Origin of the sequence: Flavobacterium resistens (assembly GCF_900182645.1) — a bacterium.
GTDB classification, from domain to species: domain Bacteria; phylum Bacteroidota; class Bacteroidia; order Flavobacteriales; family Flavobacteriaceae; genus Flavobacterium; species Flavobacterium resistens.
The window spans coordinates 40,787-60,244 of the sequence record NZ_FXTA01000005.1; the positions used below are offsets into that span (position 1 = coordinate 40,787).

24 protein-coding genes are annotated in these 19,458 nt (G+C 32.9%); 14 read left to right on the forward strand and 10 right to left on the reverse strand.

The window, feature by feature from the left end; translation table 11 throughout:
- Positions 1-82: 82 nt before the first annotated feature.
- Together FN795_RS17120 and FN795_RS17125 are read right to left on the reverse strand one after the other, a co-directional pair.
- Positions 83-1,387 carry an ABC1 kinase family protein gene (locus FN795_RS17120; protein ID WP_142451772.1) on the reverse strand — a complete coding sequence of 435 codons (1,305 nt, stop codon included), beginning with the start codon at positions 1,385-1,387 and terminating at the stop codon, positions 83-85.
- Positions 1,384-2,046, reverse strand: a complete 663-nt coding sequence (locus FN795_RS17125) for a TetR family transcriptional regulator C-terminal domain-containing protein (RefSeq protein WP_142451773.1) — start codon at positions 2,044-2,046, stop codon at positions 1,384-1,386. The genes FN795_RS17120 and FN795_RS17125 overlap by 4 nt, the downstream gene beginning before the upstream one ends.
- 98 nt (positions 2,047-2,144) lie before the next feature.
- Between FN795_RS17125 and FN795_RS17130 the strand changes: the two genes are divergently transcribed.
- Positions 2,145-3,056 (forward strand): TIGR01777 family oxidoreductase, encoded by a 912-nt coding sequence (locus FN795_RS17130; protein WP_142451774.1) that lies wholly within the window; start codon positions 2,145-2,147, stop codon positions 3,054-3,056.
- 94 nt (positions 3,057-3,150) lie between these two features.
- On the opposite strand, the gene FN795_RS17135 is transcribed toward FN795_RS17130, so the two are convergent.
- The 3 genes from FN795_RS17135 to rmuC all read right to left on the reverse strand — a co-directional run bounded on the left by FN795_RS17135 (position 3,151) and on the right by rmuC (position 5,991).
- Positions 3,151-3,690 carry a YceI family protein gene (locus FN795_RS17135; protein WP_035650633.1) on the reverse strand — a complete coding sequence of 180 codons (540 nt, stop codon included), beginning with the start codon at positions 3,688-3,690 and terminating at the stop codon, positions 3,151-3,153.
- Positions 3,691-4,015: 325 nt separating this feature from the next.
- Complete coding sequence (locus FN795_RS17140) at positions 4,016-4,564, reverse strand: acyl-CoA thioesterase (RefSeq protein WP_035649634.1); 549 nt, start codon at positions 4,562-4,564, stop codon at positions 4,016-4,018.
- Between the two features lie 53 nt (positions 4,565-4,617).
- Positions 4,618-5,991: a DNA recombination protein RmuC gene (gene rmuC / locus FN795_RS17145; RefSeq protein WP_167498093.1), complete on the reverse strand. Its 1,374-nt coding sequence runs from the start codon at positions 5,989-5,991 to the stop codon at positions 4,618-4,620.
- Between the two features lie 190 nt (positions 5,992-6,181).
- Between rmuC and FN795_RS17150 the strand changes: the two genes are divergently transcribed.
- The 5 genes from FN795_RS17150 (at position 6,182) to FN795_RS17170 (ending at position 10,796) form a co-directional block, all read left to right on the forward strand.
- Entirely contained in the window at positions 6,182-7,057 is an 876-nt protein-coding gene (locus FN795_RS17150; protein WP_142451775.1) for a protease complex subunit PrcB family protein, read from the forward strand.
- 7 nt (positions 7,058-7,064) lie between these two features.
- Positions 7,065-7,463 carry a hypothetical protein gene (locus FN795_RS17155; protein ID WP_142451776.1) on the forward strand — a complete coding sequence of 133 codons (399 nt, stop codon included), beginning with the start codon at positions 7,065-7,067 and terminating at the stop codon, positions 7,461-7,463.
- A gap of 87 nt (positions 7,464-7,550) precedes the next feature.
- On the forward strand, positions 7,551-8,066 hold the full coding sequence (locus tag FN795_RS17160; protein ID WP_244289998.1) for an RNA polymerase sigma factor: 516 nt from the start codon (positions 7,551-7,553) through the stop codon (positions 8,064-8,066).
- Complete coding sequence (locus FN795_RS17165) at positions 8,063-10,177, forward strand: hypothetical protein (protein WP_142451778.1); 2,115 nt, start codon at positions 8,063-8,065, stop codon at positions 10,175-10,177. Before FN795_RS17160 ends, FN795_RS17165 begins: the two co-directional genes overlap by 4 nt.
- Positions 10,178-10,235: 58 nt before the next feature.
- The gene (locus tag FN795_RS17170) at positions 10,236-10,796 is read left to right on the forward strand and encodes a MepB family protein (RefSeq protein WP_244289999.1); all 561 of its coding nucleotides are present in this window, start codon (positions 10,236-10,238) and stop codon (positions 10,794-10,796) included.
- A gap of 57 nt (positions 10,797-10,853) precedes the next feature.
- On the opposite strand, the gene FN795_RS17175 is transcribed toward FN795_RS17170, so the two are convergent.
- Together FN795_RS17175 and FN795_RS17180 are read right to left on the reverse strand one after the other, a co-directional pair.
- A complete protein-coding gene (locus FN795_RS17175) occupies positions 10,854-11,606 on the reverse strand; it encodes an SDR family NAD(P)-dependent oxidoreductase (RefSeq protein WP_142451779.1) in 753 nt (250 codons plus the stop codon).
- A 153-nt stretch (positions 11,607-11,759) separates the two neighbouring features.
- Entirely contained in the window at positions 11,760-12,134 is a 375-nt protein-coding gene (locus FN795_RS17180) for a hypothetical protein (RefSeq protein ID WP_142451780.1), read from the reverse strand.
- Positions 12,135-12,278: 144 nt separating this feature from the next.
- Between FN795_RS17180 and FN795_RS17185 the strand changes: the two genes are divergently transcribed.
- From FN795_RS17185 to FN795_RS17205, 5 genes are read left to right on the forward strand one after another with little or no spacing between them, the layout of a single operon-like run.
- Entirely contained in the window at positions 12,279-12,476 is a 198-nt protein-coding gene (locus FN795_RS17185) for a hypothetical protein (protein WP_142451781.1), read from the forward strand.
- Positions 12,477-12,528: 52 nt separating this feature from the next.
- Positions 12,529-13,101, forward strand: coding sequence for a pseudouridine synthase (locus FN795_RS17190; protein ID WP_142451782.1), 573 nt, complete (start codon positions 12,529-12,531; stop codon positions 13,099-13,101).
- Between the two features lie 52 nt (positions 13,102-13,153).
- The gene (locus tag FN795_RS17195; protein ID WP_035649659.1) at positions 13,154-13,609 is read left to right on the forward strand and encodes a tRNA (cytidine(34)-2'-O)-methyltransferase; all 456 of its coding nucleotides are present in this window, start codon (positions 13,154-13,156) and stop codon (positions 13,607-13,609) included.
- Position 13,610: 1 nt separating this feature from the next.
- On the forward strand, positions 13,611-14,093 hold the full coding sequence (locus tag FN795_RS17200) for a hypothetical protein (RefSeq protein ID WP_142451783.1): 483 nt from the start codon (positions 13,611-13,613) through the stop codon (positions 14,091-14,093).
- A gap of 35 nt (positions 14,094-14,128) precedes the next feature.
- Positions 14,129-14,935: a hypothetical protein gene (locus tag FN795_RS17205; protein ID WP_142451784.1), complete on the forward strand. Its 807-nt coding sequence runs from the start codon at positions 14,129-14,131 to the stop codon at positions 14,933-14,935.
- On the opposite strand, the gene FN795_RS17210 is transcribed toward FN795_RS17205, so the two are convergent.
- From FN795_RS17210 to FN795_RS17220, 3 genes are all read right to left on the reverse strand, one after another.
- A complete protein-coding gene (locus tag FN795_RS17210) occupies positions 14,932-15,708 on the reverse strand; it encodes an ABC transporter ATP-binding protein (RefSeq protein WP_142451785.1) in 777 nt (258 codons plus the stop codon). The genes FN795_RS17205 and FN795_RS17210 overlap by 4 nt on opposite strands.
- 93 nt (positions 15,709-15,801) lie before the next feature.
- Positions 15,802-16,830: a FecCD family ABC transporter permease gene (locus tag FN795_RS17215; RefSeq protein WP_142451786.1), complete on the reverse strand. Its 1,029-nt coding sequence runs from the start codon at positions 16,828-16,830 to the stop codon at positions 15,802-15,804.
- Between the two features lies 1 nt (position 16,831).
- The gene (locus FN795_RS17220; protein ID WP_142451787.1) at positions 16,832-17,974 is read right to left on the reverse strand and encodes an ABC transporter substrate-binding protein; all 1,143 of its coding nucleotides are present in this window, start codon (positions 17,972-17,974) and stop codon (positions 16,832-16,834) included.
- Positions 17,975-18,069: 95 nt separating this feature from the next.
- Here FN795_RS17220 and FN795_RS17225 point away from each other — a divergent pair, with 95 nt between their 5' ends.
- From FN795_RS17225 to cobU, 3 genes are read left to right on the forward strand one after another with little or no spacing between them, the layout of a single operon-like run.
- Positions 18,070-18,432: a DUF5522 domain-containing protein gene (locus FN795_RS17225; protein ID WP_142451788.1), complete on the forward strand. Its 363-nt coding sequence runs from the start codon at positions 18,070-18,072 to the stop codon at positions 18,430-18,432.
- Positions 18,433-18,463: 31 nt separating this feature from the next.
- Positions 18,464-18,847, forward strand: coding sequence for a four helix bundle protein (locus FN795_RS17230; RefSeq protein WP_142451789.1), 384 nt, complete (start codon positions 18,464-18,466; stop codon positions 18,845-18,847).
- A 23-nt stretch (positions 18,848-18,870) separates the two neighbouring features.
- The gene (gene cobU / locus FN795_RS17235) at positions 18,871-19,395 is read left to right on the forward strand and encodes a bifunctional adenosylcobinamide kinase/adenosylcobinamide-phosphate guanylyltransferase (RefSeq protein WP_142451790.1); all 525 of its coding nucleotides are present in this window, start codon (positions 18,871-18,873) and stop codon (positions 19,393-19,395) included.
- The last annotated feature ends 63 nt before the right edge of the window (positions 19,396-19,458 follow it).

Here is a 19,458-nt window from a genome sequence, read left to right on the forward strand (position 1 = left end):
TAATTTATTATATCCAAGTTTATGCGCAAAGTTCCGCCAACTTGAAACTTGAAACCTGAAACTTGAAACCTGAAACAAAAACCTAATATTTCAAATAATTCTCAACGACGATTTTCGCCTTCAAATCAAACATTAAATTGTAAAGCCCGAAGAAAGTACGGTTCATGTAAATAAAGTGTTTAGAACCACGATTTCCGTTCATTTTTCTCAAATTTGTATCAGTTGAAAAGCGTTTTCCTAACTCAGCAATATCATTAAAAAAATTCTCATCAGAGAAATCAAAAGTCTCATTCTGAAAAGGTTTTGTAAACAAAGACAACAAATCAAAAAACATATTGGTAAAATATTCAATTTTTGATGGCGAGTCATCGTCACGAAGAACTTCTAATTCAAATAATTTTTTATTGAACAATGCAGTATCCGTAATTACATTTTTATTTATTAACTCAAAGTACGGCGTATAAAACTCTTCCGGAATTTGTTTCATACAGCCAAAATCCAACGCAATTAATTGATTTTGATCATCAACCAAAAAATTTCCCGGATGCGGATCAGCATGTACTTTTCGCAAAACATGCACTTGATACATGTAGAAATCCCAAAGCGCCTGCCCTATTTTATCGCCAACTTCCTGATCTGTATTTTTTGCCGTAAATTCAGAAAGATGAATTCCAGTCATCCAATCCATTGTGATTATTTTCTCTGACGAAAATTCAGGATAATAATTTGGGAAAGAAATATTCTCGATTTTATTACAAGCATCAACAACTTCCTGACTTTGTTTTAATTCCAATAAATAATTGGTTTCTTCAATTAATTTGTCTTCAACTTCTTTGAAATATTTATCCGAATCCTTTCCTTGAAGATTAAACATTCTGATGGCAATTGGTTTTACCAAAGCCAAATCAGAAGAAATGCTGTTTGCAACTCCGGGATATTGAATTTTCACAGCCAGCTTTTTATCATTTTTCTTTGCTAAATGTACCTGACCAATACTTGCTGCATTTACAGAATTTGGATTGAATTCGTCAAAAATCTCATAAGGCGTTTTTCCGAAATTGCCTTTGAAGGTTTTTAAAACCAAAGGCGCAGAAAGCGGCGGAACAGAAAACTGCGAAAGCGAAAATTTCTCCACATAAGCCTGAGGCAGAAAATTTTTGTCCATGCTCAACATTTGAGCGACTTTCAGTGCACTTCCCTTTAAGCTTTTTAATCCGTCATAAATATCCTCGGCATTATTTTCATTTAATTTATCTCGGGTCAAATCGGGATTAACTATTTTTTCTGCGTAATGTTTCACGTAATTTACTCCAATTTTAGCGCCGGTCTGAACCAGTTTTCCAGCTCTTTCTATTTTTGAAGTTGGTATATAATCGATTGTTTTCATTGTTTGCTGTATATTTTTTCTTTAAACAGAAATTTTCCAAGATCAATCAAATGATTCATTGGCGCTACATTCATTAATTCGAAGGAAGCATTCACTGATTTTTCAATGAAAATATCGGTTTTTTCAAAAGCGGCAGATTCATCATCCATCCAGAATTTAATGGTCAGCATCAACTGCAGCCAAGCCGATTCCTGAATGGCGCTTTCCTGAAACTTCTGGAATTTCTCCTGTTCTAATCTGTAATCATCTGTTAGAATTTCTGAAACGTATTCTTTGAAACTGTTTCTAAGCGATGTCAGCTGAACTAAATTTTTAAGCGGATTTCTGTCGATTTTAAGAGATTGAAGCACATAACTTCTGTTGGCAGTCAAAATCTCGAAGAAAGTAAAATAGAAACTCAGCATTTTATTTTTCATATCATATTGCTGATATTCTTCGTTTTTGTGAAGCAAGTTGACTGTGTTTTCAAAAAATAATCGGAATATTTCTTTTTCTAGACCTTCTAATGTTCCAAAAAAAGCATAAAACTCCGCTTCGGTAAAATCATTTTCTTTTGCAAAATGAAAAACGGATTTTGGTTTCTGACCTTTTTCTAAAACTTCATTCATGTATATTGAAACGATATCATCTTTAGTAATTACCTTTTTTTTAGTCGCCATTTTATTAAAATTTAGAATTTGCCATAAAGGTAAACATTGTTTAAGTACCTTTACTTATCCTTAAACAAGAACCACTGTTAAATATATTATAAACTATTATGGCTCAAAATGTTTTACTAACCGGCGGAACAGGATTTGTTGGTAAACATCTGACCGATGTTCTTATCGACAATGGCTTTTCCGTGTCTGTTTTGACCCGATCTGAACAAAAAAACACGCCATCTATTACGTATTACAAATGGGATCTCAAAAGAAATTTTATTGAGAAAGAAGCCGTTCTGAATGCTGATTATATTATACATCTTGCCGGCGAAGGAATTGTTGAAAAAAGATGGACTAAAAGACGCAAAAAAGCAATTTTAGAAAGCCGAACAAAACCTATCGAACTTATTTTTTCAATTTTAGAAGAAAACAACAAAACAGTAAACGCATTTGTTTCTGCATCTGCAGTTGGAATTTATGGGGCAATTACAAGCCACAAAATTTGCAATGAAGAAACGCGGCCCGCAAATGACTTTCTCGGAAAAACGTGCCAGATTTGGGAAAATACTGCCGACAAAATAAATACACTCGGAATTAGAACTGTCAAGATCAGAACTGGAATTGTTTTTGGAAAAGATGAAGGTTTCCTAAAAAAAGTTGTTCCGAGTTTTAAATCAGGTTTTGGTGCGGTTTTAGGCACAGGAAAACAGTATTTACCCTGGATTCACATTGATGATTTAGTTCAAATCTACCTGAAATCAATTACCGATGAAAATATAAATGGCGCATATAATGCCTGTGTTACAGATAACACAACAAATTCAGGGTTTTCAAAAACATTAGCGACTGTTTTAGGTTATGCCATCTGGCTTCCTAAAATACCTGCTTTCTTCTTAAAAATTGCGCTTGGAGAAATGAGCGAAGCGGTTTTAAAAGGACAACGTGTTGCATCACAAAAAATCCAGAAAACAGGATTTGAATTCCAGTTTACGGATTTAGAGCGAACGCTTCGAAATTGTCTGCAATAACATACGACTCAGACTCTACAAATTCTTGAGGTCAATATGCTGCTACCCATTTATTTTAAAAACCAAAAGAATTTGTAAAAATCTTCGTCAATTTTTATTTCATGATTCCCGTTAAATCGGTCTGGACAGTTTTTGAAATTTTGTTGGCTACAACGTACGGAATTTCGATATTAAAATCTTCTACTGAAATAGGAAAAGTCGATACAATCTGAATTCCTTCAGGAACTCTTTTCATCAGCGCTTTTACCGCAATCATTTTCGATTTTCCATGCAGATATAATTTCCCTTTAATATCATATTCTTTTTCAGTTTCATCGATATTTTTCAAATCAAATTTTTCGATTTTGCCTTTAAAAACAGCTTTTGGATAACGATGGCTTTCAATATAATTATCGTTAAAATGTTCCTGCATTAAATCCATTTTAAAACGAAAATCTTTGATAATAACAGTACAGATAAGCGTACTTGTTTCAGGTTCAAGAACAAGAGTTCCGAGCTTATTTACCGCTTTCACTTCTTCAAAAAAAGGAACAGAAGCTTCAAAATTTACAACCGCTGAATTGGTTCTAAATTTATCCTGAGCAAGCAAAGAAAATGCGGTAAAAAGTAAAATTAATAAAGTAGTTCTTTTCATAATCGTCATCATTAAACAATTATGTCATTCGATTTTTTTATTTTAAGAAGAGAAAATCAGAACTTAAGATAATGGCTTAAAAAAATTGAATGGCAGTACTCCGTGAGATATTCTATAACCTAATAATTATACTTAAAGTTACGAAATTTCTCTTTACAAAGTTCTTGAACTACTGCTAAAAATTTGTGAATATTTTGGGTGTGAAATGATTATTGTGAAATGTGAAATGAAAGCTATTTTACGTCTCACATCTTACATCTCACATCTTACATCTCACATCTCACATCTTACATCTTACATCTCACATTTCACACAGAACAAAACGCTAACTGATTTCCAAGAGAACATTGTATTTATCCAAGCTCGCTAAATCTTCGATAGAACTCACATTGGCAACTTTTTCATGCTCTTCAACTTCTTTTTTGATTTCAATATGCTTGATGGCTTTTCTAAAACGGCGTACTTCTTCCAGACTTGATAAAATAAGTCCTGGAACCTGAACACTTTTGCCTTCTTTATCTTTGGCAACCATTGTAAAATACGACGAATTACAATGTTTTATTACGCCGGTCTGAATGTTTTCGGCTTCAACACGAATTCCAACAACCATTGAACTTCTTCCTACATAATTTACAGAAGCTTTCATAGTTACCAATTCACCAACTTCAATTGGTTTTAAAAAGTTTACTGTATCGACAGACGCGGTTACGCAATAATTCCCACTAAATTTTGATGCCGATGCAAACGCAATCTGATCCAGTAATTGTAAAATATATCCTCCATGAATTTTACCGCTAAAGTTGGTATGCGATGGCAGCATTAATTCTGAAATACTAATTTTTGATGATGAAACGAGTTTGAAATCTGAAGTCATGTCTTTGTTTTTTTTTGTATTTTATATTATTCTGGATGTAGTTAAATCGTAATCTAATTTAAAAATTGATTTTCGTCTTCATTTGAGGCTCTTGCAATAATATTTTCAGGTAGCGACTTCTTTGCCTTTGCTCCCATTTTTTTAAGTCTTTCAACGCTTGAAATTAAGTTTCCCTTTCCGTCAACTAATTTATTCATAGCACTTTCATATTCCGTTTTGGTATCCTTTATTTTATTCCCAATTCGGACCAAATCACTCACAAAACCTTCAAATTTATCATAAAGTGCGCCGGCTTGTCTTGCAATCTCAAAAGCATTTTCCTGTTGTTTCTGATTCGTCCACATGCTGTCAATTGTGCGCAAAGTCGCCAATAAAGTAGTCGGAGTTACAATTACAATATTTTTATCAAAAGCTCTATTATATAAGGTAGCATCTTCGTTTAAAGCAATTGCAAAAGCAGGTTCTATCGGAATAAAAAGTAAAACAAAATCCGGACTTTCAATTTGATATAAATCGTGATAGTTTTTGTTTCCTAGTTGCTCAACATGTCTTTTTATAGAACTAACATGTTCTTTCAGAAAATCGATTTTCAATAATTCTGATTCTTCGTTAACCCATTTTTCGTAAGCAACCAATGAAACTTTAGAATCGACGATCATTTTTTTTCCATCGGGCAAATTGATTACAACATCGGGCAGTACTCGGCTTCCTTCTGTATTGGTAAAACTTTGCTGCACTTCATATTCGCGTCCTTTTTCTAAACCAGATTTTTCTAAAACACGTTCCAGAACTAGTTCACCCCAATTTCCCTGCATTTTAGTATCGCCTTTCAAAGCTTTCGTCAAATTCAGGGTTTCTTTGCTCATTTGCGCATTCATTTCGCTTAAGCCAATAATCTGCTGGCGCAAAGCGGCATGATAATCAATACTTTCTTTATGCGTTTGTTCGACTTTTTTCTCAAATCCCTGAATTTTATCCTGAAGTGGCAACAGAATGCTCTTCATATTTTCGCTGTTCTGTTCTGTAAATTTAGCCGACTTTTCTTCAAGGATTTTATTTGCCAGGTTTTCAAATTCTTTGGTGAATTTTTCCTGAAGCTCTGTTATTTCAACTTTCTGTTCTTTATGGCGTTCCCATAAATTTTCAAAATCGACTTCTTTTTTTGAAAGCTGAATTGCGAGACTGTCTTTTTCTGTTCTTATATTTTCTTTTTCAGCATTGATTAATTGAATCTGTTTCTGAAAATTATTTCTTTCCGTTTCAAGTTGCTCTTTTTGCAGTTCTTGCTGATTTAAATTGGCATTTAATTTTTCTTCCAAGCTCACTTTTTCAGTTTGAGATTTAGCCGACATTAAAAGTTTCCCCAAGTAAATACCTAAAAATAGCGCCACAATAAAAGCCAACAAAACGGGAAGAAAGTTCAACATATCTAAGTTTTTTTTAAGTAAAAGTACGCAATAATACGTAGTAGTAAATCTTTAAAATTAAAATTTCACGAATTCACAACTATTCTAAATTAAATCATCATTTTGAAAAAAATTAAAAGAAAAAATAAATTTCTACGCAACCTTTTTAAAACTCAGCCATCTACAAAGTATAACCTATTAAAATAATATAATGAAAAAATTAATGTTGAGCTTATTTATAGCTTTTGGATTGAGTGCATGCTCTTTAGGAAATGATGATTTAAATGTAGATTGTGGAGCTAATAAAGAACTAGCTTTTGCAGGTTATCCATTTTTGTGCAATTATGCGGTTAAAACGTACCCAAATGATCCGGCTGCTGTCATAGTGACATCTCAAGAAAAATTGGATTTCCTTTTCACTAAACATGAAAATACATGTCCGATTGCAACTGACCCAAATATAGATTTTAATAAAAATATGATAGTTGGAATTTTTGCAGGTATGAAATCTACAAGCGGATATTCTATAAAAATGACTTCAGTAGTCGAAAACAACTGCGAAATTTTAATTACTTACTTCGAAAGTGGTCCTCAATCTGGAGAAACAACTAATTCAGCTCCGACATATCCTTCGGATTTTATTATACTTCCAAGATCTTCTAAAACAATCATTTTCAGTAAAACTACGGAAAGTCCAGATAATATTATTATCGGAAGCTATTTTGGAAATTGTTCAGGTTCTGATTGCCAAAACTTCTTTCAACTGAATGATTTTAATATTCTAAAATTAACTAGTACAGCTTCTGGAAATTTCAATTTTGATCAGTCTGCTTATTTTGCAAAAACTAAAAGAGGTGAATATACTGCATTTGGAAAAATTATTCCTTCAGAAATTTTAAGCTTAAAAGGACAAAATAAAACGTTTGGAACACCAGATTCAGCAAACCAGGGCGGTGTCTTTTTCCAATGGAAACAAGGAGCAACAACAACTAAAATTTTTCTTGACAATAACGATACAGCAGATCAAAGTACAGATGTCATCACTTTCAAAAGAGCGATTAAAGATAAAATCACAAATCTAAAATAATCTGATTATGAAGAAACATTTTTTATTTCTTATAGTTTTTGGACTTTTCAATACAGCCTATTCAATTGATTCTTCCAATTTAAATTCGGGTTCAATTGTAAATACTTGGATTTGGGAAAAATCAGTCGGTGGAGTAAGCAATCCTTATATAGCAACACCAAAAACTGCTGGTTTTAACAAAAAAGTAATTTTTACTTCAAACGGAAGAGTTATCACTTATAAAAATGATGTCGAAATTAGAAACAGCTCTTATGAAATAGGAAAAGGAATTGGGTTTGCTGATCAGACAGAACACGAACTAATTACCTTTGAAGGCAAGACATACGTAATAGAAAACCTTGATAATCAAAACCTAACCATTGTAAGCAACAATCAGGATGCTGCGCGCAGTATCTTTAAAAGATAGTTTTTTAAGTTTATATAAACTATTTTTGCAAAACCAAACAATACCACTTTTTTGAAAGACGATTTAGAAAAATACATTAGGCTCTGCATGGAGAATAACCGAGAAGGACAGCTGAAAATCTATCAGCTGTTTTCTCCGGTTTTATATGGTATATGCTTAAAGTATATGAAAAATGAAGATGATGCCAAAGATGTTTTTCAAGAAGCATTTGTAATTGTCTTTCAGAAAATAAGCCAATATAAATTTGAAGGAAGTTTTGAAGGCTGGCTAAAACGGATTTTCATCAACAAACTCATTGAAACTTTAAATAAAAAGAAAAAAGAAAGTTTCTTTTTAGATGTTTTTGATCCGGATACTGATTTTATTGAAGAAGAAGAATTAGATACAATTCCGATAGAAAAAGAAAAACTATTAGAATATATTCGGGATTTACCCGATCAATACAGGACGGTTTTCAACTTATATGTTTTTGAACATATGAAACATAAAGAAATAGCCGAATTATTGAAGATTTCAGAAGGAACATCAAAATCAAATTTAAACAGGGCAAAAGGAATTTTGCAGAAAAGGATTTTGAGCATAAAAAATTTTAAAATAGCATGAAGAAGCAAAAAATAGAAGATATTTTTTCATCATTGGAAGACTTTTCGAGTGTTCCGCCACCAGAACTTTGGGCTGGTATTGAGGAAAAACTAGACAAACCTAAAAAGAAAAAAAGAGTGATTCTTTGGTGGTCGGCTGCGGCATGCTTATTATTATGCTTATCACTTCCTGCAGTTCTGTCTGATTCGGGCAATAAAATTGGCAATGGTACTTCTGTAGAAAAAAACAATGTAGTTCTTGATGAAAATCAAAATGGTGAAAACCAAGCAAAACCAACTTCAACAGAAGATCAAAATTCGGAAAACAATAAAGAAGGAATTTTAAAACCAAATTCGGAAAACGCTACAAAGGCTACAAATAATTCGATTGTAAATCAAACGAAAGAAACGGCAGTTGCTGAAAATAATTCGGAAAACGAAAACGCTTCTAAAACTCCACTTTCAAAATCAAATGTTTCAAAATCAAACATTATAAACAGCAATACAAATCAGGCTGTCGCCGAAGGAAAAACTGCGGAAGAGAAAAACGATCAATTTTCTGTTAGTAGAAATCAAAAAACAAACTCAGAAAAACAAATTTCGAATCAGGCAGTTGCAGTTAAACATTATAATTCAGCGAAAGAAAATAGATTTAATTCAGCTGAGAAATATCAATTGAATACTTCAGAAACTCAGAAATTAAACGCTGAAAAAAGTAATTCAAATCAAGCTGTAGCAGTTAAAAATTACGATTCAGAAAAACAAAACGGATTTAATTCTGCTGGAAAAAATCAGTTGAATACTTTAGAAAATCAGAAATTAAACACTGAAAAAAGCAATTCAAATCAAGCTGTAGCAGTTAAAAATTATAATTCAGAAAAACAAAACAGGTTTAATTCAGCCGAGAAAAATCAGTTTAACACTTCTGAAAACAAAAAATCAAACAACGAAAAAGGAAATTCGAATCAGGCTATCGCATTTAAGAATTATACTTCAGGAAAACAAAACGGGTTTACTTCTGCGGGAAAAAATCAATTTTCTGAAAATGAAAAAAGAAATCTTGATAAAGTTTTGGCTGAAAAAACATTCACAAGCAAAACAACGAATTCATTTAATACGACTTCAAAAAACCAACTTCCAAATTCTGTTTTTGAAAGCAATTTAAATTCGAATGCAAATAATGTTGCTTTAAATCCTTCGAAAACAAATTCAACGGAAAGAAAGCCAAATATGCTGAGTGAAAACAAAAAGGAAACTTTAGACAAGACTCAGAAATCAGAAAATGTAATTGCTGAAAACATTCAAAAAAACAATTTAAAAAACAATGCGGTTTTAAGCAAACAGGATTCTGTACAATTTGCAGAACTTCAAATTATGCAAGATGCACTCGCAACTTTTTTAGTAGACAGAAAAAAAGAAAAGAAACCTAAAACCGCTTCAAGTGGTGAGAAATGGGCAGTTGAAGTTTTTGCAGGAGTAGCAAGTTCTGAAAACTATAAAAATGACAAAACGCTGGGCAACGTCAACGATTCCAAACAAAGTAACAGTTATGGAGTGAAAACGAAATACAAGCTCAACAAAAAATGGGCTGTAGGTTCTGGATTTAAAATAAATGAATTAGGACAAAGTGTTGCAAATGTTTCATATATTAGCACGAAAAATAATGCATTTTTAGGAACCAGTGATTATTTAATACAAAATGCGACCGTTCCTCAGATTGCAACAAACGAAAGTTATGTACTGGTTTCTAATACCACAAGAAATGCACTGAATAGTAATAATATTCAGAGTGGAAACTTAGATCAGAGTTTGAAATATATCGAAATGCCATTAGAGGTTTCGTATGCTGTTTTTTCAAAAAACAAAGCAAGTATCAGTTTAAATACAGGCGGATTTGTTGGAAAATTAATTGGAAATAGCATTGCTATTGATGGAAATTCAATTGGTGAAAACGCAAACGCAAATAGTTTTGTTTACGGACCAACTTTAAGCAGTACAGTACAATATCGAGTTTATAAAAAAACAAATATTTTTGTAGAACCAGCTATGAATTATTATATGAATCCTTTGAGCAGTCAGTCTTTCAATCAATTCCAATGGGGATTGAACTTTGGATTGAATGTTTCATTTTAAAAAAATTATTAACTATTTAAACCCCAAAACCAACGTAACCCCCTAAACCTACATAATTTTGAAAACAAGCCTAAAAGCAAGTCTTCTCAAAATGATCGTAAAAAACCATTGGTCGAACCACAAATCTTTCCCCAAGGATTTGATTTTAGCCAAGGAACTGGTTTATGATTGTTTTGATTTTGATTGCACTCAGCCACAGCAGGAAAGTGAAAGCATTGATTACAGTGCCTATCGCTTCCAGATGAATGAAAAAAACATTTGTTATCGTGAGGCTAAAATCACTCCAGCCAAAACCGGGCAATTTGTCACTTTGTGGAAACGAAGCAGACTTGGAGTAATCGAACCTTTTGATCATTCTGATGCCATCGATTTTGTCATCGTAAGTGTCCGAAAAGATAATCTTTTGGGACAATTCATCTTTCCAAAAAATGTGATGCTGGAAAAAGCCATTTTTTCTTCAAAAACCGAAGAAGGAAAAAGAGCCATCAGAGTTTATCCGCCTTGGGATGAAACTGAAAGCAAACAAGCCAAAAAAACACAGCAATGGCAATTGGATTATTTTTATCCGATAGTTCCTGAACCTGATTTTGACGCTTTTAAAAAATTGATTTCCTATTAATACAAAAAAAGGCTGCCTGGAAAAACAGACAGCCTTTTTTACTTTTATATTTCAAAGTTAAATCGCAGTATAACCTCCATCAGCAATAATATAACTTCCTGTTGTAAAAGACGATTTTTCAGAGCTCAAAAACACTACCAGGTCTGCAACTTCCTGAGCAGTTCCAAGTCTATTCATTGGTGCTTTTGCCGCAACGGCATCCATCAAATTTTGAGTAAGATTATCTTTCAGCAAAGCCGTTTCAATATAACCGGGACCAACGGCATTACAGCGAATATTTTTCAATGCATATTCTGCCGCAATATTTTTAGTCAATCCAACAACTCCATGTTTTGATGCAGTATAAGCTGGACTGTTTGGCGCAGCAACCTGACCATGAATTGAGGCAATGTTAACGATGTTTCCACCTCCATTTTTTTCCATTTGCTCTAACTGATAACGACATGCATAAAAAACACCGCTCAAATTAAGCGCAATTACACGATCCCAGGCATCTGGTTCGTATTCTCCGGTTGGTTTTGCTGGTCCGCCCATTCCGGCATTATTGCAGGCAATATCAAGTCGGCCGTATTTTGAAACTGTTACCTCAACCATGCGCTTATTATCACTTGCGCTCGACGAATCACCTTTTACAAAAAAAGCCTCGCCTCCATTGTCTTTTATAATTTTTACGGTTTCTTCGCCATGTTCAACATTAATATCCGAAAGGACCACTTTTGCTCCTTCACGAGCATAAGCTTCTGCAACTGCGCGCCCAATTCCTGAGCCACCACCAGATACAAAAGCCACTTTGTTTTCTAAAAGTGCCATATTCTTGTAATTTAAAATTGTCTTTACAATTTACGAAGATATCACGCAACGAGAGCAGTAAAAACGGAGTTTACAATAACATTAACTTGATATGCTAATCAAATGTTATTTAACGCTAAAACGGTCTCTTTTTAAGAAAAAAACCGTAATATTTTATTGATCTTCATCCAATTTCATGTTCCCTCGATCTTTATGACTTTCCGGATTTGAATTTGGATAACGGTTTGGCGTAATGTCTGAATTCCTGTCTTTATTTTCGATTGTTTTGTTTGCCTCTTCATCTGTTTGAACACCTCGATTTGCGTTTGGATTATTTGGGTTTATTTCATCGGCAACTTTTTTAATTTTCTCATTTTCGTCTCTTGCCCTTTCCACAACTTCTTTTTTTCCCTCTTTATCTGCAACAACTTCTTTTTTTAAATTGGAATCTTCAGACTTTCCGTCGTGCGAAACATTTTTGCCTTTTGTGTCATCCACATTTTTCTGTACTCCATTTATTTTTTTTGCACCTAAATTATTCGTTTCCATAACTTTATTCATTTAGAGTTCTTTCGATAATATTACGAATTCCTCACTTGAAAAATTTACGACTTGATCTTGCTTTTGTTTTATAATTGCCATCTTTTCGAAATTTATTACCTTTAATGATAGCAACTTAACATTCGAATTATTATGAATTTCTTCAAAATCAAAACCTGTTGGTCAAATGCCGAATTTATTCTTATAAAATTATGTATGGCTTCAATTTATATTTTGGTCGGAAGCTATTTTCATGAATTTTTCCAAAACTATTATAAAGTTTTGCTTGTCGTTTTCGGGATAACCGTAATTTGGTTTGTGTATCAATGGCTAAAAAAAATGAAAGCATAAAAACTTTGCCTATTAATTTTGCCAAAGAAACTATCTTTGCAAAAAATTAAAAATGCACAGACACTTTATTCTTTTTAAGCCGTACGGCTATTTGAGCCAATTTATTTATGAATTAAAAAGGAAGAAAAAACTTTTGGGCGAATTGCATAATTTTCCCGAAGGAACAATGGCAATTGGAAGACTGGATGAAGATTCTGAAGGATTGCTTTTACTGACAACCGATGGTAACATGAGCGAACTTGTTCGAAGCAAAAAAGTTGACAAAGAGTATTATGTTCAAGTTGATGGATTAATTACTCCAGAAGCGATAGAACAATTGCAAAATGGTGTCGAAATTGGACTTGATGGTGGCAAATACAAGACAAAACGTTGTAAAGCATTTATTGTTACCGAAATTCCGGATTTTGGAGTGAGAGCAAAAAAAATTCGGGACGAACGCCATGGTCCAACTTCTTGGGCATCAATCACAGTAAGAGAAGGTAAATTTCGCCAAGTCCGAAAAATGACTGCTGCAGTTGGTTTTCCAACATTGCGCTTAGTTCGCGTTAGGATTGGAAATGTATATTTGCAAAACCTAAAAGCCGGCGAAGTTCTTGAAGTTTCCGATTTCCAATTAGATAATTAGAAAATATGGCAATTAGATAATTGCTAAACTCATAATTCAAAATTCAAAAAAAATGCTAAACGTTGTTCTTGTAGAACCTGAAATACCTAATAATACTGGAAATATTGGAAGATTATGCGTTGGTACAGAAAGCCGACTTCATTTAATTCATCCTTTCGGATTCGTAATTAATGACAAAAACCTGAAACGTTCCGGTTTAGATTATTGGGTACATCTTGATGTAACCGAATATCAAAATGTCGAAGAATGGATGCAACAAATTCCAGACAAATCTCGTGTTTTTTTAATGAGTTCGCATGCTGAAAAATCATATTTAGAAACTGATTTTCAAGATGGTGACTGGCTGGTTTTTGGAAAAGAAAGTGTTGGTTTAAGCAAAGAAGTTTTGGCTTTATTTGAAAATCATTTAACAATTCCGATGTCGAAATTGATTCGTAGTTTTAATATTGCTAATTCTGTGGCTTTTGTGGTTGGAGAAGCGAAAAGACAAATTTCGTTGCAAAAATAACATGAGACCTTTCATTGATCTAAACAATTTAAGTTATTCGAAAGAAAAATTAATTTATTATTCTCAAACTATAATTTTTACTTATTTTCTAATTGCAATTGCACTTTTGATTTATGCCATCTATTCACTTACAGATGGTAAAGATGGCTATATATTTTCCCTGTTTTTATTGCCATTTATTACATTTTTAATTTACAATGCATCGAAATTACTTAAGAAAAGTAATGATGTCCAATTTCGAATCAACTCGCAAGGAATTCAATATAGAAATGAAAAACTTGTTTCTTGGAGCAATATTCAAAATGAAGGAATCGAGACAGAGCGATCGGGCAAATACACCAACGATTTTTTTGTATATTACATCATTGATCAAGATAAGCGAGTAAAACATAATATAGGCAATTTAAATACTGACGTATTAGAACTGCAACATACTCTTAAAATTCATCGAAACCGATATCTCAGAGAAAACAATATTCTCTAAACATTAATTTTCCTTTTTTAACCCCAAAAACTAAAATGACCGAAACTGTAACCGTAGAACAAGCTTTAAAAAAAGGCAGATGGCAATTAAAACATTTGCCAATGATTGTAACTTTTGGCATTATTGGAGGAGGAATTTACCTTTCCTATGCAAAAATATTTGAGGGCTGGATTATTCCCGTCGGATTTGTATTGGGCTTTTTATCTGGATGGCTCGTGTGGAGTTATTTTGTCAATCAATGGAAAATTTGGGCTTTCGAAAATGTTAGAAATGTCCACGAATTACAGCGAAAAGCAGTTGAAGAAAAATTGATTTGGGAAAGCGGAAGCTGGTTTGAAAAAACAGAATTTAAAAATTATCAGCAGAAGCAGAAATTAAAACAGTTAGAGAAAAAATTTCTTGAAAAAGACATTTTTAAAGATGACATTTCAGTACCAAAAGAAACAGTAATTTTTTACTCAAGAATTGCTATTCTTTTTTTATTAGTACTTTCTCTAGTAATGAATATATCGGGCATTTACTTTCTTTATGAGAAAGAATATTTAGGGTTATTTCTCTTAGGAGTAGGTGTTTATTTAACTTATGATAATGTTAAAAAATTAAGAGACAAAAGTCCTCAAATTATAATTAATGCCGAAGGAATAAAACTTAAAGATGAAAAACTTGTTAAATGGAATAACATACGAAATGACAGAGTTTTTACAGAAATAAGAGGGAAAAATTCCACAACCTATTTGGCATTTAATCATGAAAAGATTGATATTGGAGAGTTAGATATAAAAACTCAGGACTTAGAAAAAATGCTTCATGTGTATCGTGTGCGTTATGAAAACACTCTTTAAGTCACAATAAACTTTCCTTTTTCAGCATCAAAAATAATATGTTCGTCTTTGAATAAAGAAGCAAAACTTCCATTCGAAATTAAATTACACGGCTGATCTTGAACTATGTTTTCAGGCGTCATGACAATCATTTCATCACTTAACTGAATTGCAAGATCAATATCGTGAGTTGAAAATAAAATGCATTTTTCTGTTTCCTGTGTTAGTTTTTTCAATAGCTTGAATAATGAAACCTTATGAAGCAAATCAAGGTGGGTTGTTGGTTCATCCAAAATAATCAAAGGCGTATCCTGCGCAAGCGCTCGCGCAATTAAAACTTTTTGTAATTGTCCGTCGCTTATTTCAAAATGTTTCTTTTTTGCTAAATGCGTAATTTGAGTTAAAGCTAAAGCTTCATTTACTTTTACAATATCTTCAGGAGTCAAAGTTCCAATCCAATTCGTATAGGGCTGGCGTCCCAACGCAACCAATTCAAAAACAGAAAGATTACTTGGTGGCAATTTTTCGGTTAAAACCAAACTTAAATTCTGCGCTAATTCTAAAAGTTTGAATGCCGAGATATTTTTTTCCTTCAAATAAACATTTCCGGACAAAGGTTTTTGGATTCCGGTAATTGTTCGGAGTAAAGTCGATTTTCCAATTCCGTTTGCTCCAATCAAAGTAATGAGTTTTCCTGATGCTAAATTTAGATTTAGATGCTCAGCAATGGTCGTAACTCCTTTCTTGGATTTGTATCCAATATTTAAATTTGAAGTTGATAGAATGTTTTTCATTTTTTAAGATGCTAAGGTTCTAAGTTGTTAAGATGCTAAGTTTTTTAAAACACTGCAAATCTGCTTAATCCGATTAATCTGTGGCTAAACAAATTACTGAAAATTTCTTTTTCGGACTAAAAGCCAAATTACAACCGGCGCGCCAATTATAGAGGTTATTGCATTGATTGGAAGCGTTACATCAAATCCAGGCATTTGCGAAACGATATCACAAAATAGCATTATTATAGATCCAAAAAATAATGTACTCCAAAACAATATTGTATGATTGCTTGTTTGAAAAACCAATTTTGCAATATGCGGCACTGCAAGTCCGATAAAAGCAATTGGCCCGGCAAAAGCCGTAATACTTCCTGATAAAATACTCGTAGCAAATATGATAATCAATCTTGCTTTTTTAAAGTTCAGCCCCATGCTTTTTGCGTAATTTTCGCCCAAAAGCAATGCATTTAAAGGTTTTATACTACTTGCACTTAAAATCAAACCAATTCCGACGCAAACTGTCAAAATTACGATAGTTCCCCAAGAAAGATTTCCAAGACTTCCCATTGACCAAAACGTGAATTTCTGAAGCTGTTCTGCAGTACTGAAATACGTCAAAACACTGACAATTGCAGTAGTAAAACTTCCGAACATTAATCCAACAATCAAAATCGCCATTGTATCACGCAATCTTTGTGAAACTACTAAAACCAGAAGCAAAACTAACGTGCTTCCAAAGGTAGATGCAATTACAATTCCGTAAGATGATAGTGCAATTATCTGTAAAAAAGAAGGCAAAAATCCGGCTCCCAAAATTACAAAAGCAACACCTAAACTTGCACCTGAACTCAGTCCTAAAACATACGGACCTGCTAACGGATTTCTAAATAAAGTCTGCATCAAAAGTCCGCTGATCGAAAGTCCTGTTCCAACTAAAACTGCCGTAATTGCTTTTGGCAAACGATAATTGATGATAATATATTCCCAAGTTGATTTTGTCGCTTGTCCGCCTGTCAAGCTCGTAAAAACATCTTTTAGCGGAATCGTAACAGACCCTAAACTAATGCTTGCAAAAAACATAAGTAAAAGTCCTAAAGACAAAACGACAAATAAAATGGTATTTCGTTTTTTGTTTGCCAATTTAATTCAGTTTTGATGCAAAAGTAAATTCGTAACCCGTCAATAAATCAGGATGGAAAATCTTGATATAATCTTTTAAAACCAAATCCGGACGGCTTGGCGATAATTCATAAAAAATCGTTCCACCGGTTGCTCCAAATTTACTTTCTAAAGAATAAACTGTTTTATTTTTAAAAGCGTCAAATTCACCATAATGCGGATTCGCTTTCTGCAATTCTTCTAAAGTTTTAAAAGAACCTGAAACCACCCAAATATTTGCGCCTTTTGCTTTATCCAGCACTTTTTCAAAAGACAAACCTTCACTTCCTGTTCCTTTTAAATTGCTCCATAAATAATCGGCTTTTGCATCTTTCATGAATTGTGCAACCCAACTATTACCTTTGGCTACATACCAAACATCTTCATACATCGAGCCATATAAAACTTTTGTTGTTGCCGGTTTATCTGCTACTAATTTTTTGGCTTGATTATAACTTTCAACAATTTTATCAAACAATTCTTTGGCTTTGTCTTCTTTGCCAAATAATGCTCCGTAAAGCTTAATCCATTCGGCTTTTCCAAGTGGAGATTGTTCCATCCAATCGCCCTGAATCAAAACATTCAAACCGCTTTTTTTCAAATTATCCAACATCGGATTGTTATTGTCAACTCCAAAAGTCACAATCAAATCTGGTGATAATTCAATCAGTTGCTCAATATTTAATTTTTCATTTTGTCCAACATTTTTTACTGAACCTTTGTCAATAAGTACTCTTGTTTTTTCAGACGAAATATAATCAGTGTGTGGAAAACCAACCAATTTATCTTCAACTTCAAGCATTTCCAAAAACGGAATATTTGTTGTCGAAGTAACCACTACTGACTCTAATGGCACTTTTATTGTTGTATAGGTTTGAAGGCTGTCTGGAACTTTAGCATCTTTCTCTTTTAGCACATATTTAAAATCCTTATTTGCATTAGGCCAGGGATTTGAAATTGTAACTACAGAATATCCTTCTTGTTTTACGATAGAAAGTCCCGAAGCGAATTCGATGCTATTTTTTGCAGTTTCTGATTTTACGGTTTCAATATTCTCACTTTTTTTACAACTTGTAAGAATAAAAAAAGAAAGAAAAAATACTAACTTAGGTAAATAAAATTTCATATTTAACGTTTTGGATAGGGACAAAGGTAAATCATTTTCTGATTTTTTTGTTTACTTTTATTCTTACAAAATTCAACAAATTGTATCTTTACATTATGAATACCACAAAAACAAAAATTTGCTCAAGCTGTGAGACTTCTTTCAGCTGTGGAGATATTTCAGTTGAAAACAAATGCTGGTGTAATGATTACCCACCTATTTTTAATCTTTCAGAAGGAGGCGACTGTTTATGTCCAGCCTGTTTCAAAGAAGCCTGCGAAGATAAAATTGATGCTTATATAGAAACAATAACTCCTGAAAAAGCTTTAAAAAATAAAGCCGCATTGCTGCCCAAAACAGAAAAACTTATCGAAGACATTGACTATTACATGGAAAATGGCAATATGGTTTTTAAAACATGGTATCATCTAAAACGAGGCAAATGTTGTGGAAACGATTGCAGACATTGCCCCTATTAAATTATTAATTATAAATTGTTTGTTGTTAATTATGAAAAACAATGTCGTTAAAAATAAAAGCTTTGATTTCGCAATTCGTATTGTCAAATTAAATCAATATCTAAACAACAACAGAAAAGAATTTACTCTTTCTAAACAACTTTTAAGATCTGGAACAAGTGTTGGCGCAATGATTCGGGAAGCTGAACATGCAGAAAGTAAAAGCGATTTTATTCATAAATTTGCAATAGCACAAAAAGAAGCTAATGAAACTGTTTACTGGTTGGAGTTATTAAAAGCAACAGATTATCTTAACGAAAAAGAATTTGATAACATTCATCGCGATGCGATTGCAATTTTAAAATTAATAACAAGTATCTTGAAGACTTCAAAAAACCAATTAGTAGCAAAACAAACCCAAAAAATCAACAATTAACAATTAATAATTAACCATTATAAATGATTTACCTAATAACAGGCGGAGAGCGTTCTGGAAAAAGCCATTTTGCACAAAATTTAGCTTTACAACTTTCTGATTCGCCTCTTTATGTTGCAACAGCGAGAAAATGGGATTCCGATTTTCAAAATCGTATTGATCGTCATCAGCAAGAACGTGACGGGCGCTGGACCAATATTGAGAAAGAAAAATATCTTAGTGAAATTGATTTTTCAGGAAAAGTTGCACTTATTGATTGCGTCACGCTCTGGCTGACTAACTTTTTTGTTGATACTAAAAATGATGTTTCTTTGTCTTTGGAAGAAGCCAAAAAAGAATTTCTTTCGATTGCCAATCAGGAAAATGCCACATTAATAATTGTGACCAACGAAATTGGAATGGGCGTTCATGCCGATACTCACATTGGCAGAAAATTTACAGAACTGCAAGGCTGGATGAATCAGTTTTTAGCGTCAAATGCTGATGAAGTTTTCTTGATGATTTCTGGAATTCCGGTTAAAATCAAAGGGGAAAATTCCAAATTTTAAATTCCAAATTCCAATATACTAAAGTACCTTTACAAAAAAAGGATAATCACATTCACAATGAAT

Bases quoted from the DNA above. Each gene is read 5' to 3' on its own strand.
- FN795_RS17120 (WP_142451772.1), bottom strand. From the start codon at position 1,387: ATGAAAACAATCGATTATATACCAACTTCAAAAATAGAAAGAGCTGGA.
- FN795_RS17125 (WP_142451773.1), bottom strand. From the start codon at position 2,046: ATGGCGACTAAAAAAAAGGTAATTACTAAAGATGATATCGTTTCAATA.
- FN795_RS17130 (WP_142451774.1), top strand. From the start codon at position 2,145: ATGGCTCAAAATGTTTTACTAACCGGCGGAACAGGATTTGTTGGTAAA.
- FN795_RS17135 (WP_035650633.1), bottom strand. From the start codon at position 3,690: ATGAAAAGAACTACTTTATTAATTTTACTTTTTACCGCATTTTCTTTG.
- FN795_RS17140 (WP_035649634.1), bottom strand. From the start codon at position 4,564: ATGACTTCAGATTTCAAACTCGTTTCATCATCAAAAATTAGTATTTCA.
- rmuC (WP_167498093.1), bottom strand. From the start codon at position 5,991: ATGTTGAACTTTCTTCCCGTTTTGTTGGCTTTTATTGTGGCGCTATTT.
- FN795_RS17150 (WP_142451775.1), top strand. From the start codon at position 6,182: ATGAAAAAATTAATGTTGAGCTTATTTATAGCTTTTGGATTGAGTGCA.
- FN795_RS17155 (WP_142451776.1), top strand. From the start codon at position 7,065: ATGAAGAAACATTTTTTATTTCTTATAGTTTTTGGACTTTTCAATACA.
- FN795_RS17160 (WP_244289998.1), top strand. From the start codon at position 7,551: ATGGAGAATAACCGAGAAGGACAGCTGAAAATCTATCAGCTGTTTTCT.
- FN795_RS17165 (WP_142451778.1), top strand. From the start codon at position 8,063: ATGAAGAAGCAAAAAATAGAAGATATTTTTTCATCATTGGAAGACTTT.
- FN795_RS17175 (WP_142451779.1), bottom strand. From the start codon at position 11,606: ATGGCACTTTTAGAAAACAAAGTGGCTTTTGTATCTGGTGGTGGCTCA.
- FN795_RS17180 (WP_142451780.1), bottom strand. From the start codon at position 12,134: ATGGAAACGAATAATTTAGGTGCAAAAAAAATAAATGGAGTACAGAAA.
- FN795_RS17185 (WP_142451781.1), top strand. From the start codon at position 12,279: ATGAATTTCTTCAAAATCAAAACCTGTTGGTCAAATGCCGAATTTATT.
- FN795_RS17190 (WP_142451782.1), top strand. From the start codon at position 12,529: ATGCACAGACACTTTATTCTTTTTAAGCCGTACGGCTATTTGAGCCAA.
- FN795_RS17195 (WP_035649659.1), top strand. From the start codon at position 13,154: ATGCTAAACGTTGTTCTTGTAGAACCTGAAATACCTAATAATACTGGA.
- FN795_RS17200 (WP_142451783.1), top strand. From the start codon at position 13,611: ATGAGACCTTTCATTGATCTAAACAATTTAAGTTATTCGAAAGAAAAA.
- FN795_RS17205 (WP_142451784.1), top strand. From the start codon at position 14,129: ATGACCGAAACTGTAACCGTAGAACAAGCTTTAAAAAAAGGCAGATGG.
- FN795_RS17210 (WP_142451785.1), bottom strand. From the start codon at position 15,708: ATGAAAAACATTCTATCAACTTCAAATTTAAATATTGGATACAAATCC.
- FN795_RS17220 (WP_142451787.1), bottom strand. From the start codon at position 17,974: ATGAAATTTTATTTACCTAAGTTAGTATTTTTTCTTTCTTTTTTTATT.
- FN795_RS17225 (WP_142451788.1), top strand. From the start codon at position 18,070: ATGAATACCACAAAAACAAAAATTTGCTCAAGCTGTGAGACTTCTTTC.
- FN795_RS17230 (WP_142451789.1), top strand. From the start codon at position 18,464: ATGAAAAACAATGTCGTTAAAAATAAAAGCTTTGATTTCGCAATTCGT.
- cobU (WP_142451790.1), top strand. From the start codon at position 18,871: ATGATTTACCTAATAACAGGCGGAGAGCGTTCTGGAAAAAGCCATTTT.